General features: G+C 41.4%; 16 protein-coding genes. 8 read left to right on the top strand and 8 right to left on the bottom strand.

Features of this window, described 5'->3' with window-relative positions:
* Positions 1–293 precede the first annotated feature (293 nt).
* The gene (gene rimO, locus AC2D3N_RS00265; protein ID WP_484692417.1) at positions 294–1,610 is read right to left on the bottom strand and encodes a 30S ribosomal protein S12 methylthiotransferase RimO; all 1,317 of its coding nucleotides are present in this window, start codon (positions 1,608–1,610) and stop codon (positions 294–296) included.
* 157 nt (positions 1,611–1,767) lie between these two features.
* Here rimO and AC2D3N_RS00260 point away from each other — a divergent pair, with 157 nt between their 5' ends.
* On the top strand, positions 1,768–2,370 hold the full coding sequence (locus tag AC2D3N_RS00260) for a DUF2059 domain-containing protein (RefSeq protein WP_484692416.1): 603 nt from the start codon (positions 1,768–1,770) through the stop codon (positions 2,368–2,370).
* A gap of 37 nt (positions 2,371–2,407) precedes the next feature.
* On the opposite strand, the gene AC2D3N_RS00255 is transcribed toward AC2D3N_RS00260, so the two are convergent.
* Positions 2,408–2,662 carry a type II toxin-antitoxin system ParD family antitoxin gene (locus AC2D3N_RS00255; RefSeq protein WP_484692415.1) on the bottom strand — a complete coding sequence of 85 codons (255 nt, stop codon included), beginning with the start codon at positions 2,660–2,662 and terminating at the stop codon, positions 2,408–2,410.
* Positions 2,663–2,732: 70 nt separating this feature from the next.
* Between AC2D3N_RS00255 and AC2D3N_RS00250 the strand changes: the two genes are divergently transcribed.
* Positions 2,733–3,422 carry an N-acetylmannosamine-6-phosphate 2-epimerase gene (locus AC2D3N_RS00250; protein ID WP_484692414.1) on the top strand — a complete coding sequence of 230 codons (690 nt, stop codon included), beginning with the start codon at positions 2,733–2,735 and terminating at the stop codon, positions 3,420–3,422.
* Here the strand turns inward: AC2D3N_RS00250 and AC2D3N_RS00245 are convergent.
* Positions 3,395–4,396 carry a lysylphosphatidylglycerol synthase transmembrane domain-containing protein gene (locus AC2D3N_RS00245; protein WP_484692413.1) on the bottom strand — a complete coding sequence of 334 codons (1,002 nt, stop codon included), beginning with the start codon at positions 4,394–4,396 and terminating at the stop codon, positions 3,395–3,397. The genes AC2D3N_RS00250 and AC2D3N_RS00245 overlap by 28 nt on opposite strands.
* Before the next feature lie 84 nt (positions 4,397–4,480).
* Here AC2D3N_RS00245 and gpmI point away from each other — a divergent pair, with 84 nt between their 5' ends.
* Positions 4,481–6,079, top strand: a complete 1,599-nt coding sequence (gene gpmI / locus AC2D3N_RS00240; RefSeq protein WP_484692412.1) for a 2,3-bisphosphoglycerate-independent phosphoglycerate mutase — start codon at positions 4,481–4,483, stop codon at positions 6,077–6,079.
* A gap of 77 nt (positions 6,080–6,156) precedes the next feature.
* On the top strand, positions 6,157–6,384 hold the full coding sequence (gene secG, locus AC2D3N_RS00235) for a preprotein translocase subunit SecG (protein ID WP_484692411.1): 228 nt from the start codon (positions 6,157–6,159) through the stop codon (positions 6,382–6,384).
* Positions 6,385–6,389: 5 nt separating this feature from the next.
* Here secG and AC2D3N_RS00230 read toward each other — a convergent pair whose 3' ends face one another.
* The 3 genes from AC2D3N_RS00230 to gatA all read right to left on the bottom strand — a co-directional run bounded on the left by AC2D3N_RS00230 (position 6,390) and on the right by gatA (position 8,790).
* Positions 6,390–6,722, bottom strand: a complete 333-nt coding sequence (locus AC2D3N_RS00230; RefSeq protein ID WP_484693791.1) for a DUF433 domain-containing protein — start codon at positions 6,720–6,722, stop codon at positions 6,390–6,392.
* 238 nt (positions 6,723–6,960) lie between these two features.
* Positions 6,961–7,263 carry a type II toxin-antitoxin system HicB family antitoxin gene (locus tag AC2D3N_RS00225; RefSeq protein WP_484692410.1) on the bottom strand — a complete coding sequence of 101 codons (303 nt, stop codon included), beginning with the start codon at positions 7,261–7,263 and terminating at the stop codon, positions 6,961–6,963.
* A gap of 66 nt (positions 7,264–7,329) precedes the next feature.
* On the bottom strand, positions 7,330–8,790 hold the full coding sequence (gatA, locus tag AC2D3N_RS00220) for an Asp-tRNA(Asn)/Glu-tRNA(Gln) amidotransferase subunit GatA (protein ID WP_484692409.1): 1,461 nt from the start codon (positions 8,788–8,790) through the stop codon (positions 7,330–7,332).
* Between the two features lie 381 nt (positions 8,791–9,171).
* Here gatA and AC2D3N_RS00215 point away from each other — a divergent pair, with 381 nt between their 5' ends.
* The 3 genes from AC2D3N_RS00215 to AC2D3N_RS00205 all read left to right on the top strand — a co-directional run bounded on the left by AC2D3N_RS00215 (position 9,172) and on the right by AC2D3N_RS00205 (position 11,371).
* On the top strand, positions 9,172–9,615 hold the full coding sequence (locus tag AC2D3N_RS00215) for a helix-turn-helix domain-containing protein (RefSeq protein WP_484692408.1): 444 nt from the start codon (positions 9,172–9,174) through the stop codon (positions 9,613–9,615).
* A 28-nt stretch (positions 9,616–9,643) separates the two neighbouring features.
* Positions 9,644–10,276 (top strand): COP23 domain-containing protein, encoded by a 633-nt coding sequence (locus AC2D3N_RS00210; protein WP_484692407.1) that lies wholly within the window; start codon positions 9,644–9,646, stop codon positions 10,274–10,276.
* Positions 10,277–10,525: 249 nt separating this feature from the next.
* A complete protein-coding gene (locus tag AC2D3N_RS00205; protein ID WP_484692406.1) occupies positions 10,526–11,371 on the top strand; it encodes a S1 family peptidase in 846 nt (281 codons plus the stop codon).
* 67 nt (positions 11,372–11,438) lie between these two features.
* On the opposite strand, the gene AC2D3N_RS00200 is transcribed toward AC2D3N_RS00205, so the two are convergent.
* Together AC2D3N_RS00200 and AC2D3N_RS00195 are read right to left on the bottom strand one after the other, a co-directional pair.
* Entirely contained in the window at positions 11,439–11,648 is a 210-nt protein-coding gene (locus AC2D3N_RS00200; protein ID WP_079680310.1) for a hypothetical protein, read from the bottom strand.
* Between the two features lie 104 nt (positions 11,649–11,752).
* Positions 11,753–12,355, bottom strand: a complete 603-nt coding sequence (locus AC2D3N_RS00195) for a superoxide dismutase (protein ID WP_484692405.1) — start codon at positions 12,353–12,355, stop codon at positions 11,753–11,755.
* A 253-nt stretch (positions 12,356–12,608) separates the two neighbouring features.
* Between AC2D3N_RS00195 and AC2D3N_RS00190 the strand changes: the two genes are divergently transcribed.
* Complete coding sequence (locus tag AC2D3N_RS00190; protein WP_234996760.1) at positions 12,609–14,861, top strand: hybrid sensor histidine kinase/response regulator; 2,253 nt, start codon at positions 12,609–12,611, stop codon at positions 14,859–14,861.

Genomic DNA, 14,861 nt, shown 5'->3' with positions numbered 1-14,861 from the left:
ACTACAATGCAGAGGTTTATTAGTTTTGCTATAACGCTTGACGTAGCTCTCTACAAACGTTGAGTTACGCTGTCTCTCGGGCATCTTGGAACCTATTTACATTCCAAGGTCTTCAAAAGTTCCTGAACTCACTTTTTTTCACAACCGGTGAGGTTGTTTAGTCAATCAGACTCTTTATAGACCATCTCTCTCTAGGATAACGCTTAACATTCAGAAATATAACAACAAATTTCTTAAAATTTGTGGCGATTTCGGTGAAATGGCTTACCTGTAAGCTTTTAAGGGCTAACATTTTATTCTAAGACGTAACCATAGAGATCATAAACATCGGCATCGGTGATTTGGACTTTCACCATTGAACCCAAACGGGCATCGCCTTCGATATAGACTAAACCATCTACTTCGGGGGCGAAACGGGAAGAACGACCGATCAGTTCTCCGGTTTGGGGATTTTGTTGTTCAATGAGAACGTCTACCACCTGTGCGATCGATTTTTGATTTTGCTTGAGGGAAATGGGTTGCTGTACCTCCATTAAGGCATCCCGGCGGGCATCCATGACTCCTTGAGGCAGTTGATCCGGCAATTTATAAGCGGGGGTTCCTTCTTCGGGAGAGAAGGTAAACACGCCAACGTGATCAAACTCGTGGCGCTGCACAAATTCCCGCAGGTGTTCAAAATGTTCCTCAGTTTCTCCTGGGAAACCAACAATAAATGTGGTACGAAGCACCGCATCTGGGATAGCGGTTTTCAGCGTTTCGATAATTCGATCGTTGACTCGTCCTTGCCAGGGACGGTTCATCGCGCGTAACACATCGGGGTGTGAATGTTGTAGCGGTAAATCTAAATAGGGTAAAACGTTAGGGGTGTCTTGCATTGCTGCAATTACTTTTGGGGTTAACCCCGTTGGATAGGCATAGTGCATCCGTATCCAGGGAATATCAACTTTTCCTAATGCCCTTAATAATTCTGCCAGTTTGGGTTCACCGTAGAGATCCAGTCCGTAGTTGGTCGTGATCTGAGAAATAAGGATTATTTCCTGAACCCCTTGATCGGCTAATTGCTGGGCTTCAGTAACAATTGATTCTATAGTACGCGATCGTTGGTTTCCGCGCAAGTGGGGAATAATACAAAAAGCGCAACGATAGTCACAACCCTCCGCTACCCGCAGATAGGCAACGCCTTCACTGGTGGTACGATAACGGGGAACAGTTTCATCGGCGATATAGGTGGGTTCGGCGGAAACTTCTTTAACTCGTTCTCCCTGTTCCACCCGTTTGATCACATCGACAATCTTATGATAGTCTCCGGTTCCCACCACCGCAACGGCTTCGGGGAGTTCATCTAAAAGTTGTTCTTGGAAGTGCTGCGCCATGCACCCGGTAATCACAATTTTCTTTTTGGCGTCGGCTAATTCTACCAGGGTGCGAACCGATTCTTCCCGGGCGGCTTCGATAAAACTACAGGTATTGACAATCACGTAATCCGCTAATTCTTCGTTAGAATCAACCTGATAACCGGCCTGTACCAATAGACCCAAGATGTGTTCGGTATCAATGCGATTTTTTTCGCATCCGAGGTGAGAGATTGCAATAGTTGGCTGAGTTGCCATTCTAATAAAATTCTGTATGAAGATTACACAACGAATCTCGGATTATAGCATATATTTCAATCTTTGGTTAAAATCCTTCGGGTGAGGCTATCCCCGCCCAGGCGCTAACACTATCGCATTTTTGGTAATATAATCTCAAAAATCAGGAGAGTTTTTTATGTTCTTAAAGCGAATTTTATTACTGGGAACTATTTTATCTTTAGGGGTATTTTTTCCTGTACCTGTCAAAGCAGAATCGACTCCCAAACCTCCATTAGAATTATCTCAACAATCTGTTTCTGAAAGTAAACGTCAACTGATCAGAGAATTAATAGAAATCACCGGAGGAGAAAAACTCTTTAGACAGGTTAGCCAAATTACATCCGCCCAACTTCAACAAGAATTTACTGGGATTTTAGAATCTATTGTACCAGAAACATCGGGAATCTCTCCAGAAAAGAAACAAGAGATGATTAATCAAATTAACCAAGATATGAGTCGCATCCTAACTCAATATAATCAAAAATTAATGGAAAAACTGGATTTTAACCAAATCATGGAAAAAGTTTATTATCCTTTGTATGATAAATTCTTTACAGAAGAAGATTTACAAACCCTAATTGACTTTTATCAAACACCCACAGGCAAAAAAACCATTACTGTTATGCCCCAATTACTCCAAGAATCAATCCAACGATTCTCCCAAATTATTCAACCTCAAGCTACCCAAATTTTTAAGGAAATATTTCAACAAGAAATAGATCGTTTTAATTCAAAATAATTAATTTTTAATTACATTCGTATCCAAAACATAGCGATTACCACTCATCCCGTAGATGCCTCTGTATTATAACTGCTTCTCCTTGCCAATTTAATCGCCCCACTAAATCAGAGAAATCATAGTTTGATTTTTGCTTACCCTCTGATAAAACTGGATTTATAACCCCTAAAATTTCCTGTTCTTTTAGTAATTGTAACGCCGCTAGGATGACTTCAGAAGCCGATGAATATTTGCCGTTTTCGACCGTTGACTGAACAAACTGCTCAAGTTCAGGAGTTAAGGAGATATTCATAATAATTTTTGGGGTTACGTCTTAGGGTTTACAATAGAAAATGAAATAGCCCTACCCTAATAAATATAGCATGAAATCTAATCTTTTTTCCCTCTTAACTCACGGATTAATTGTCTCCTGTCAAGCACCGATTGATTCCCCCCTACATGATCCAATTGTCATTGCAGCGATGGCTAAAGCCGCCGTTAACCAGGGTGCATTAGGGGTGAGAATTGATACCCCAGACCATGTTAAAGCGGTGCGTCAACGGGTTTCTCAACCCATTATTGGGCTATGGAAACAACAAATTCCTGGGTTTGATGTGTATATTACGCCTCGATTTGAAGATGCCGTGGCGATCGCTAACTCCGGGGCTGATATCATTGCAATTGATGCGACTCTGCGAGACCGTCCCCAAGGAGAAACCGTCAGGAATTTAATTGCTAAAATTCATCAAGAATTAGGTAAATTAGTGATGGCGGATGTGGATAGTTTAGAGGCAGCAATAGGGGCTGTAGAAGCGGGTGCAGACTGTGTGGGTACAACCTTATATGGGTATACAAAAGCCACCCAAAATCAATCTCCTCCCGGTTTTGATTTATTATCCCAAATGGTGAAACAATTGCCAGTTCCTATAATTTGTGAAGGAGGAGTTGCCTCACCCCAAATGGCTAGAAAAGCTCTGGATTTAGGTGCCCATGCTGTGGTAGTTGGTACGGCAATTACAGGAATTGACTTATTAGTTAAAGCCTATCAATTAGAATTATCTAAGAATCTTTGATCTAATTTGGCTAATAATGCCCCCAGGGTTTCAGCGAGAATACTGACTAAACGGTAAAATGCGATCGCACCTAATAAAATAGCAGGGGAAAATTGTTGACTCAATAAAGCTAAAATAGTTGCTTCAAAAACTCCTAATCCTCCGGGTGCACCTGGAATTAATAATCCCAATAACCAAGCAAAACTATAGGCTCCTAATAAGATCGGAATTTGCTCAAAAGTGAGGGGAGTTAAGGCAAGTAAAGTCAACATAAAACCCGACCATCTTAATAAAACAAAACTTGCCCCCCCGAATAGGGGTTTGAGGGGATAATGATCTAATTGACAGGAGGCTTCCTTGGGAAAATCAGACAGTTGTTTTTTGAATTTTGAGGTTTCTAAATATTTCAGAATTGGGTTTAAAATCCGAGGATGAATCCCAAGTCCTAAAGCAATTAAACATAGAATTTGTATGATCCAATAGGAACTATGATAGCTGATTAATGCCAGTCCTAATGCGGCGACTGCCATGATTAATGGCTCAAGTAATACACTTAATGCCGCCGCTTCTAGGGCAATACCAGAGTCTTTCATCGCCATAATTCGCCCATAAAAATGCCAAATATTCCCGGGCAGATATTTTGCAAGATTAGTGATTAAATAAAGCTGTAATCCCCAACGAGGTCTAATCGTTTGCTTAAATTCTTTAACAATAATTAACCAGACAAAAGCTGACCAAATATGGGCGCAAAGGGTAATAATTAGAGCTAATCCGAGATAGATCCATGCCGTTGAACTAATATCAATTTCTGAAATTTCTTGCCAATGCTTTCTAAAACTTGCAGCCAAGAAAAATAATGTTCCTCCTAGGACTATCCATCGTAAGTAAGGTTTAAGGAAGCTGAGGGAGTCGATCGCAAATTTAATTAAACGCCCTAAAAATTTAGGTTTTGGATCAGCTTTTGACTGCTGAATTTTAAGTTTTATAGGTAGCATTGTAAAGTTCTCGTGATTAACAGACTTCCCCCGTATGGTATAATCTAGGCACAAATCACCACAAGCAGGAAAAGGTAACTTGGTATGGCACCAAAATCTGTATCTCCCGTTGTACTCATTATCTTGGACGGATGGGGTTATCGTGAACAAGCCGACGGAAATGCCATAGCCGTTGCCAATACCCCGGTGATGGATAGCCTATGGATAGCTTACCCCAGAACCTTAATTCGCACCTCTGGGAAGGCAGTGGGTTTACCAGGGGGTCAAATGGGAAATTCAGAAGTGGGTCATTTGAATATTGGTGCGGGGCGCGTTGTTCCCCAAGAGTTAGTCAGAATTTCCGATGCGGTTGAGGATGGCACAATTCAAAATAACCCGGCATTGTTAAAAGTTTGTCAAGATGTTTTAGACAGAAACGGCAAATTGCACTTGATGGGTTTATGTTCCGATGGTGGTGTTCACTCCCATTTAGATCATTTATACGGACTTTTAAACTTAGCAAAAGCTAAAAATATTAGGGATGTTTGTGTTCATGCGATCATGGATGGTCGAGACACAAATCCTAAAGACGGAATTAAATATATTAAGCAACTTCAAGAACAAATTGATGCTATTGGTATCGGTCGTATTGTGACAATTAGTGGCCGTTATTATGCCATGGATCGGGATAAACGATGGGATCGAGTTAAACAAGCTTATGAAGTGATGATCAGCAAGGGCGAAGGCAATGGATTATCCGCCGCCGATGTGATGTTATCTTCCTATTCTGAAGGCATAAACGATGAGTTTGTGGTTCCTTCTCGGATCGCGCCTGGGGCGGTGGAAGCTGGGGATGGGGTGATTTTCTTTAACTTCCGTCCTGACCGGGCGAGGGAGTTAACTCAGGTGTTTGTTGATGCTGATTTTAAAGAGTTTGAACGTTCCTATATTCAGCCCCTGAGCTTTGTAACTTTGACTCAATATGACTCTCATTTTCCCGTATTAGTAGCTTTTGAACCCCAAAATCTAAATAATATTCTCGGACAAGTTATCGCTGAACATGGGTTAAAACAATTACGCACGGCGGAAACCGAAAAATATGCCCATGTCACCTATTTTTTTAATGGCGGTTTAGAACAACCCTATCCCGGGGAAGACCGAGAATTAGTTCCCAGTCCTTCGGTTGCTACCTATGATTTACAACCGGAAATGTCTGCCGAAGCGGTGACAGATGTGGCAATTGAAGGCATTGAAAAGGGGATTTACTCGCTGATTGTGATTAATTACGCTAATCCTGATATGGTCGGACATACGGGGATGATGGGTGCGGCGGTAAAGGCGGTTGAAACCGTTGATCACTGTTTAGGGATATTGTTACAAAGTATTAGTCAAGCTGGAGGGACGGCGATTATTATTGCCGATCATGGTAACGCAGAATATATGTGCGACGCCGAAGGAAATCCCTGGACAGCCCACACAACTAACCCCGTTCCCTTTATCCTAGTAGAAGGGGAAAAACGCAAAATCCCTGGTCATGGAACCGATATTCCTTTGCGGACAGATGGCTGTTTAGCGGATATCGCGCCCACGATTTTGCAGATTTTGGGTATTCCTCAACCCCCGGAAATGACGGGTGTTTCTATGATTGAATCCGCCGCCTATGAAGTTCGGGAAAATCGGACTCCGATGCGGGTAAAACTTTAAATTAATTCCTGGAAAAATAGGTTATAATTAAAGGTTTGAAGGTTTAATTTTTCTGTTCAAATTATCAACTTCTTAACATGGTTACTCAAGTATTACAAGCGGTTTGGTCTTTATCGGCTTTAGGGATTATTATTCTGGTCTTACTCCACAGTCCTAAAGGAGACGGTATTGGGGGTATTGGTGGACAAGCTCAATTATTTACTAGCGCCAAAAGTGCCGAAACTACCTTAAATCGGATTACTTGGATGTTGGCAATTATTTTTATGGGAATTACAGTTATTTTAAGTGCTGGTTGGATTAAATAGGGTAGTCAATTTTTGCTCGAATCCTTAACCCCCTTGTTCTTGTAGAGAAGGGGGTTAATTTTTGTTTTTAATGCCGATGCTAATAAGCTGTTGAGCTGTTCTTTTTCTAAGCGATCGCATTCTTCATAATAAGCCATAATTTCCTGATCAATACTGGATTTATTCACATGATAATAAGTTAAAGCTGCATAAATTTGTCCTAAATTTAAGTGAGGAAATTCTTGTAAAATTTCTTCAACAGTCATGCCAGCATTATAATCAATTGCAACACTCATTACTGACATTCTTGTTCCCGTAATCCGAGGGCGACCCCCACAAATTCCGGGTGTAGAAACAATTAATGTACCAATATCTGTTAAGGTTGTTGATATTTTAAGATTTGCGGTAAAAATTTCAGATATTACTCATTATAACCTCAATACCATTCTAAAAATATTACCCTCATATAGCAATCCTATTTGAGTTGTGTTCAAAATTTGTGCTCAAAAGGGAACAGGGAACAGGGAACAGGGAACAGAAATAATACTTCTGGCTGTTTCATATCAGTGTTGAAATGTTACAACCTATTTAGGATTACTATAGATTTTCTTTAGGAGTTCCATAGATATAATGATTATGCTGTTCTGCCCCATCAACAGGAAGAAGTTGAAGTTCATCCTCAGTCATATCTTGAGTTAAATCCTGGGCAATTTCCCAAATGGGTTTTCTTTTCATTTCAGAGGCAACTAGATGTTGATAATCGGCTTGAATAACAGTTTTTAACTCAGAAAAAATTAAATCCAGTGAATCTCCTTGGAAGGTTTGTTCAGAGAGTTCAGGACAATAGGCTAAATATCCTGAATCCGTTTTTTCTATGGAAACATTAACTTTATAGGACATAACGGTTAAAAAAATTAGACAAGGATTAAAAATAAGGTGAGCAAAGCCCACCCTAATATTTAAAGATTAGATTCCTTGAGGTTTATAATTATGCCAATCCGTGGCTTGTTCATAGGCATTAGCAACTTCTAATAACCGAGATTCCCCTAACGGTTTGCCAATTAATTGCATCCCAATGGGTAAGCCTTGATCATCAAAACCGCAGGGAACACTAATACCGGGTAAACCCGCTAAATTCACGGGAATTGTCATTAAATCTGATAAATACATACTCAAGGGATCAGCCGTTTTTTCCCCCGCTTTAAAGGCCGTTGAAGGTGCGGTCGGACAAACTAAAACCTCCACTTGACTAAACGCCCGATCAAAATCTTCCTTAATTAAAGTTCTGACCTTTTGGGCTTTCAAATAATAGGCGTCATAATATCCCGCCGATAACACATAGGTGCCCATCATAATCCGGCGTTTGACTTCCGACCCAAACCCCTGCGCCCGGGTTTTCTGATACATTTCAATTAAATTATCCGCATCAGGATAACGGAAACCATATTTCACCCCATCATAACGGGCTAAATTAGCCGAAGCCTCCGACGGAGCAATCACATAATAAGTCGGTAAACCATAGCGAAATCGAGGACAAGAAACCACTTGAATTTCTGCACCGGATTCCTGTAAAACACTAATAGCTTTGGTGACAGTTTTTTCTACAATCGGGTCTAATCCTTCTCCAAAGGTTTCCTTAATCACCCCAATTTTAATTCCACTTCGGGCTCTTAAAGAAGGTAATAGCCCGGAAACATAATCGGGAATGGGCAGGTTTAAACTCGTGGCATCTTTCGGGTCGTGACCAGCGATCGCTTGTAATAAAATAGCCACATCTTCCACAGAGCGTCCAAAGGGCCCAATTTGATCCAAAGAGGACGCATAGGCCACTAACCCATAGCGAGAAACTAAACCATAGGTGGGTTTGAGTCCCACCACCCCACAGAAGGACGCGGGCTGACGAATGGAACCCCCCGTATCCGAACCCAAGGAAACCACCGCTTCTCTGGCTGCTACGGCCGCAGCAGACCCTCCCGATGACCCCCCCGGAATCCGTTGTAAATCCCAAGGGTTGGCTGTTACCTGATAGGCAGAGTTTTCCGTCGAACTGCCCATGGCAAATTCATCCATGTTGGTTTTTCCCACCATCACCGCCCCGGCCGCGGCCAGTTTCTGGGTAACAGTAGATTCGTAGGGCGGGATAAAATTCTCTAAAATTTTGGAACCACAGGTGGTGCGAATTCCCTCGGTACACATATTGTCCTTAATGGCGATGGGAATTCCCGCTAACAGACCTATTTCTTCCCCTCTGGCAATTTTGGCATCCACTTGACGGGCCTGCTCTAAGGCTCTATCCGCAGTCACACAGAGAAAGCTCTTTAATTGGGGTTCGAGTTGTGCAATCCGATCCAGCGCTTCCTGGGTGATCTCAACGGCGGAGCGCTCTTTTTTGATCAGTTGTCGGTGCAACTTACGGATGGATGCCATACTCTGTTATTCCTCATGTTCTTAAAATACCCATATCAAAGTTTATCACCAGGAGGGGGTGTTAAGGGGAGACGGGGGAAGTGGGGCAGGGGGAGCAGGGGAGGCAGGGGGAGCAGGGGGAGCAGGGGAGGCAGGGGGGCAGGGGAGGCAGGGGAGGCAGGGGGAGCAGGGGGGCAGGGGAGGCAGGGGAGGCAGGGGGAGCAGGGGGGCAGGGGAAGCGTGGGAGGCAGGGGGAGCGTCCTCGCTCGTTGAGTATCAGCCAAAACCCATTCGTAATTCGTAATTCGTAATTCGTAATTCTCAGAAATTCTGGTTTTGATCCGGAAAACCCTTAAAACCATCAGATAGACTAACCAACTTTCCTGATGCTGAATCGGAGGAATGCCACCTAAAGCGCACATTGAACCCTACCTAACGCCCGATGACCTAAAAGCTCGCTATCGTCAAGCACGAGACACGACAGAGGCTCGTCGATGGCATTTGCTTTGCCTTGTGGCGGGGGATTGGACAATTAAACAATCGGCGGAAGTGGTGGGGTTAAATTACGACTATGCCAAAGAAATTATCCGGCGCTACAACCGCGAGGGGCCAAGTTCTGTGAAGAATCGCAGCAGGGAGCGCCAACCCCCCATCGCCAAATCTTTGCTCACTTCAGGACAACAACAGGAACTTATGCAAGCCTTACGGGGGCCAGCACCGGATGGTGGCTCTTGGTCTGGCCCGAAGGTGGCCGAATGGATCGCTGAAAAAACGGGGCGTCCTCATGTTTGGCCCCAAAGGGGTTGGGATTATCTCAAACGTTTGGGGGTGAATTGGAAGGATTAAACTATCAAAAATGATTGGGAATAAATTTATGAAAAACTCTGTTTTTGGGAAAGGTTTACAAATTGGTGCGATCGCTTTTAGCACTTTTTTGGGATTAACTTCTGCTAGTCACGGACAGGAATTATCTACAAATAGTTCCTGTAATTTTGGTAACTTGATTACCTGTGAATCTTCTGGGGTTCAAGTGTCTGAACGTCAGTATGCGGAAACGATGAGACAGGAGTTTTATTGTGATCTGAGTTCCGATGGAATTCCGACGACATTTGTTAAGAATACCAGGGGAACTTTCCCTGTAATTCGTTGGGTTTCTCGAATATTTGATGATGCGGGTTATGTTCCTGAAACTCGTTGTCGTCAGGTGTCTTCTAAATTCCAACAGTTTCAGAAACGGGGTCTATTAAATTATGTCACGACCGGGCGGGTTAATCAACAACCTGTGATCTGTGTTTCTAATGCTCAAGATGGGCCTTGTTTGGGGATTTTATTTACGTTGAAACCGAATCAAAATGCTAATCGTACTTTACAACAGTTATTTGATCTGAGGGCGAATGCCAGTGCTGGGCCTTTGGAAGAAAGTAATGGTCGATTGTATTTGGATATGAGTCAGTATATTGAGGAGCAAGGGAGTGTTTCGGCGATGGATTCGGTGCGGTTGGATTAATTCTCTTGGACAAAAAAGAGATTTATTTTGATTCAAGTTATCATGGTTAATCGATTTCTAAGTTTTCTAAAAATTACAAGAATTACGAGTATTGGTAGTTGTTTTTTAACCCTGCCAATATTTGTTTTTTCTGATCTATTTTTTAAGTCGTCATCTTTGCAGGTTAGGGCTGGAAGTTCGATCCATTTCTCGATCAAATCGGAAACTTTTTGCGGGCAAAATTCCTGTCAAGTTTGTACCCCTAAACAATTGCAAATAATTGCACAAAGCATTACAGTTAAAATTTTATCGGGTTCGGCTTGGGGGTCAGGAATTTTAGTGAGAAAAGATGGAAATATTTATACTGTTTTGACGAATCAACATATTTTAACCCCGAGTTATCCGCCTTATTCCATTCAAACCCCTGATGGTCAGGTTTATTCGGCTAATCCCATTTCAAATTTTCAGTTTTCAGGACAGGATTTAGCGTTATTACAGTTTGAAAGTGTGAGAATTTATGCGATCGCTAATCTCGAATATTCTAACCTACTTCAGCCCGGGGATAAGGTTTTTGGGGCGGGTTTTCCTTGGGTGGAACGGTCAGATTCACCGGATATTATCGAAATTAATAATAGATCTATTTACCCTAAAAATACTTTGAATTTAAGGATTAATCATAAACCACTGCCTTCTAAGTTTTCCCAACTAAATGAACCGGAATTTTTACCAAAATTAGGATTTAATTTAACCAGAGGTCGGGTTTCTTTATTATCTAAAAAAGCAATTCAACAGGGCTATAAAATCGGTTATACTAATCCGATTCAAAAGGGCATGAGTGGGGGGCCGTTATTAAATATTCAAGGAAAAGTGATTGGAATTAATGGAATGCACGCCTATCCTCTTTGGGGAGATCCCTATATTTATCAAGATGGTTCTTTACCCAGTCCCCAACTCCGAGAAAAAATGGTGGAATTAGCTTTTGCTATTCCCATCGAACAGGCTATACTCTCTTTACCTCAATTAGATCAACCTGCGGTTTCCCCGTCGATATTAATGAATAATATTAATTATCCTATTTTTGATTATTTACAGATGAATAAGGATTGTAAGCATTAAACTTTTTTGTTTGTTTATAGGGGCTGGAGGAGGGGCTAAAGCCCAACAACAAACTCTTTAATAAATTTCAACTAAAAACCTCATCTTCTATGCCTAACCACCACTCGCCCAAATTCATTAATTCTTGATGCAGTTGGGCTAACTCTTGAATATATTCTTCCTGGGAAATTTCCGAACGGCGTTCTTCGAGTTTTTTTAACCGCAATTGTACTAATAACCAAGACTTAGAAATACCATTGGTACTTTCAATATATCGGGCCAGATCCTGACTATTCATGGTTAAAATTTTAATCAATTGAGATAATAAAAAAAACAAGACAGTCCTAAAAATAGAATGACTGTCTTGCTGTTGGTTCAATCTATTTCAGAAAGAATGCTCAATTATGCAGCAGCGAAGTTTGCAGCCACAAAATCCCAGTTCACCAATTGATTGAGGAAGTTTTCAATGTAAGCGGGTCTGGCATTTTGGAAGTCTAAATAATAGGCGTGTTCCCAAACATCCAAAGTTAATAACGGAGTAGCTCCATCCACAATAGGAGTTCCGGCATTAGCGGTTTTGGTAACTTTCAGAGTGCCATTATCTAATACTAACCAAGCCCAACCACTACCGAATTGAGTCGTCGCGGCGGTTTTGAATTCTTCGATAAACTTGTCAAAGCTACCAAAGTCAGCATTAATTTTTTCGGCTAAAGCACCTGTGGGTTGGCCACCGCCACCGGCTTTCAGACTATTCCAGAAGAAAGTATGATTCCAGACCTGGGCCGCATTGTTGAAAATTCCAGCTTTGTTAGGGTCGTTGGCGGTTGCTTTGATAATTTCTTCTAGGGATTTATCCGCTAGTCCTGTCCCCTCAACCAGCTTATTCAGGTTTGTGACATAAGCCGCGTGGTGCTTACCATGATGGAAGGAAAAGGTCTTGGCCGACATTTTGCTTGATTCTAAGGCATCGTCGGCGAAGGGTAAGGCGGGAAGTTCAAAAGCCACAGTGTTTTCTCCTCTCTAAATGGGTGTCGGTTATTCTAAACAAATCTTCACATAGATTTGATTTTATATCAAAAATTACAAAAGTTGGCGATTTTGGCCATTTAAGTCTTGATTTTCTGTCTCAAGGAAGGGGGCGTCTAAGGCTAACCGAGATCTCGAAACTAATGATTGAGATATCTGAGAAATTTGTTAAGATTCATTAATTGAGTTGAATTCAACCCCTTTTCACCTGTTTTTTCCCAAAAAAAATACTATGACGGAACCAATAAGTACCAACAATGAACAATTTAGCCTGGATGTCCAACAGGTGCGGGAAGAACGGTCGTTGATTTTAAATCAAATTGATAATGCGATCGCTCTATTCAATCATACTCACCAATTAATCCTATTCAATCAAAAATTAGCCGATATTTGGGGATTATCTCCAGAATTTCTCAACCAAAAACCGTCTCTGTCTGCACTGATTGATCAAATTTTATTACAAGGGTATTGGGAAGCAAAACACTGTCAACAACTGCAAAATTGTTTAGAACAAGTCGAGATTGATAATTTATCCTTTTGCATCGAACAAAATAACCGAGTTTGTCTGGAAATTGAAAGCCGATTATCCTCTAATGGCAGTCGATTATTTACCTTTCGAGATATTACCTATTATCGCAATTCCCAAGCCAGCTTAAATACAGAAGTCCGCCGACTCAGATTTTTATTAGGATTAAATGAACGCCTACAAAACTCGGATAATTTACAAGAGATTGCCCAGTTTGCCTTAAATTATTTAGTCTCGGTGATGGATGCAGCTTTTGGAGATGTGAAAGTTATTTCTGGAGAGGGAAAAAATCGCCAAGCGGGAGTCCTGATCAATCGAATTTCCGGTCAATTTATTGCCACCTATGGAGAACCTGCTGTTGCTTCCATGCGGGAAGTTTTAGACCAGGGAATTCCCTATGGTCAAGGTTTATTATGGGATGTGGTCGAAACGGGGGAACCTTTATTTGTTGACAATTATGCCCAACATCCTAAATCTGTTCCCAGATTTCGAGAACCCGGATTAGGTCGGTTAGGAATCTTTCCGATTCCGGCAACTAATGGCAATATTATTGGTGTTTTAACCTTAGAATCTAGGGATTTAGATCGTTTACAAGAATATCCTCAACGGGATATGTTAAATGCGGCTTGCCGAACCCTGGGAGCCTCGATTGAACGGGTACAAGCTCAAGACCGTCTACAACAAATTAATGAAGATTTAGAACGCGCTTCTCAACTTAAATCTGAATTTTTAGCCTCAATGTCCCATGAATTGAGAACTCCCCTGAATAGTATTTTAGGCTTTTCTGACTTGCTCAAACGTCAAATTGGCGGCCCTTTAAATGAACGTCAACTCAACCATTTACAACTGATTGAAAAAAGCGGTCAACATTTATTACAACTGATTAATGATATTTTAGATTTATCCAAAATTGAAGCGGGTAAAACCGAATTAGATTTACAATCGGTGGATATTCACCGCCTCTGTAATGAATGTTTAAAAATGATGCAGCCTCGGGCTGATAAAAAGCGGTTAAAAATGTCTGTAGAATTAGATTATCGTGTGCATCATGCGTTTTTAGATGAACGACGGGTACGCCAAATTATTATTAATTTACTCTCCAATGCGGTTAAATTTACACCGGAAGCCGGAAGTATTAAATTAAGTGGATTTTTAGCCTATGGCAGCCAAATGATTCAGGATTATCGACCCGATTGTTCTCCGGTAAATGCCAGTACACCCTATCTTTGTTTAGAGGTTCAAGACTCAGGAATTGGCATCCCAGAAGACCGGTGGCATTTGTTGTTTCGTCCCTTTCAACAGGTCGATTCTTCCCTCACACGACGCCATGAAGGTACGGGATTAGGATTAGCTTTAGTTAAACGATTGGCGGAGTTACATGGGGGAACAGTTTCCATTAATTCAATAGTGAATCAAGGTAGTTTATTTCGGGCTTGGTTGCCGTTAACGGAAATGCGAGAAGAACTCAGTTTAAATCCTGAATCCTGCGATTTATCCTTACAAAAACTATCTGAATCTTTAAAAGATCCTAAGCCTGATTCTGAAAATTCCCCTAGAATTTTAGTGGTGGAAGACCAACCCTTTAATCAATTATTGGTTTCGGAAGTTTTAGAATTAGAGGGATATCGAGTCGAATTAATTAGTAATGGTCAGACGATGTTAGATGCGATTCAGTCTCCCCTGGTCACGGAAACAACACTTCCTAATTTAATTTTAATGGATGTACAATTACCCGAGGTCGATGGGTTAGAATTAATGCGTCAATTAAAGGCTCATTCTATCTGGCAATCTGTTCCTATTATTGCTTTAACAGCCATGGCAATGTCCGGCGACCGAGAACGCTGTTTAGATGCGGGTGCTTCGGCGTATTTAAGTAAACCTTTGGATTTAGATTTGATGATGGTTTTGGTTAAATCTTTTATTCCTTCTGAGTCTGAAATCAATAAAATCAATGAATAA

The organism is Planktothrix sp. PLAVEN19ND (assembly GCF_057220675.1).
Note: the sequence above shows the minus strand (reverse complement) of the source record. Positions and strands in the feature narration are given on the sequence as shown.